Source organism: Pseudoalteromonas sp. Isolate3, from assembly GCF_022398505.1.
GTDB lineage: Bacteria > Pseudomonadota > Gammaproteobacteria > Enterobacterales > Alteromonadaceae > Pseudoalteromonas > Pseudoalteromonas apostichopi.
In genome coordinates this window covers 1-1206 of record NZ_JAKEVN010000259.1, presented here as the reverse complement: position 1 = coordinate 1206, position 1206 = coordinate 1, and the positions used below count along the sequence as shown (strand labels likewise).

Here is a 1206-nt window from a genome sequence, read left to right as displayed (position 1 = left end):
CATGTGGCCTTTTTAACATAATCAATCTGTTACTTGTTCTAAGTAAAGTCTATCTACTAAGAAATCATATTCTCTTTTCCGAGGATGACTCTCCGGTTTTTGGTAATCTGATAATGTACCAAGTTTTACATCTGGTTCTGGGTTTATCAAAATAAATGGGAGAGCTGCACTAACATGATATCGGTTTTGCGCTGTGTATCTTACATTTACTTGTGGACTTACTCTTGTAGGCCTGCGAATTCGTAATTTTTCTTTATCACCCAAACTTGCAACACGACTTTGTTCTTGTGCTACAAGTGCTTGCCAAGAATGTTGGTCGATCATTCTTGGATTTGAATAACCTGCCGACTTTTCTAACATAGCTAACGCCATTTTTTTTGTAAGCGTTTTTGTTGCATGTTTGTGCATCCAGGTAAAACGAACAGAGTAGGGGGACTCAGTTTCAAAATGAATTTTACGATAAGCAGCTAAAGTAATAAGGTTTGGCACTGCGTTGTGAACAGCTTCAAAGCGTGCATCATTATTATCAATTGCTAACACACAGTTTTTAAAATCGGATTTAGCTTTATTTAACTGATTTATTCGTGCGGTAATAAACTGCTTATCGACATCTTTTAGTACTAACAACCCAGGATGCCTTTTTAATACACGGCTACTTAACCCCGTTTTCTTGTAAAAGTCCCCAAAAGAATTAAGAATTTGCTTTTGAGCTTCCTCTCCCTCAAATTTATTAACAGGGATATTAGAAGGAACTTGTTTTTCATCGTTAATATTTATATCTGGCAACTGATAATATGACGCTTTATAAAACCCCATCTGTTTTAATTCTTCACAAAATAAATGGGTTAGCTCACTTACCAAATCAAACTGACTGCGAATTTCTAGCTTTGTACTCATAAGAACACATCTTACATACTCATGTTTCAAGTTTAACCTTTTCTTTTGATAATTTGAAGTTTCCATTATGAATATAGCTGACCTAACTAGAAGCACGAAAAAGTATGATGTGTTCTTTATTGTATTCTATAGCTCGCTTTTATTATTTTTCAATATAGTGCTAGAAAAGTGTATTTGTCTAGCGTAAAGCTGAGGTTACATAGATACTAACTTATGGTAAGATGTGTTCTTCCTTTGTTGTAAAGAGTAAACGCATAAGAATAGTGATAACTATCTGTTTTAAATGGTTTAAACTCTTCGGTTTTAATC

The 1206-nt window shown here is 34.2% G+C and carries 1 protein-coding gene; it reads right to left on the bottom strand.

What is annotated here, in order from left to right; all coding sequences use genetic code 11:
* Nucleotides 1-21: 21 nt before the first annotated feature.
* Nucleotides 22-897 (bottom strand): DNA replication terminus site-binding protein, encoded by an 876-nt coding sequence (locus tag L1D46_RS20710; RefSeq protein WP_130052366.1) that lies wholly within the window; start codon nucleotides 895-897, stop codon nucleotides 22-24.
* Between the last annotated feature and the right edge of the window lie 309 nt (nucleotides 898-1206).

What these genes read in the sequence shown, in the direction of transcription:
- L1D46_RS20710 (WP_130052366.1), bottom strand. Translation starts at nt 897, where the DNA reads ATGAGTACAAAGCTAGAAATTCGCAGTCAGTTTGATTTGGTAAGTGAG.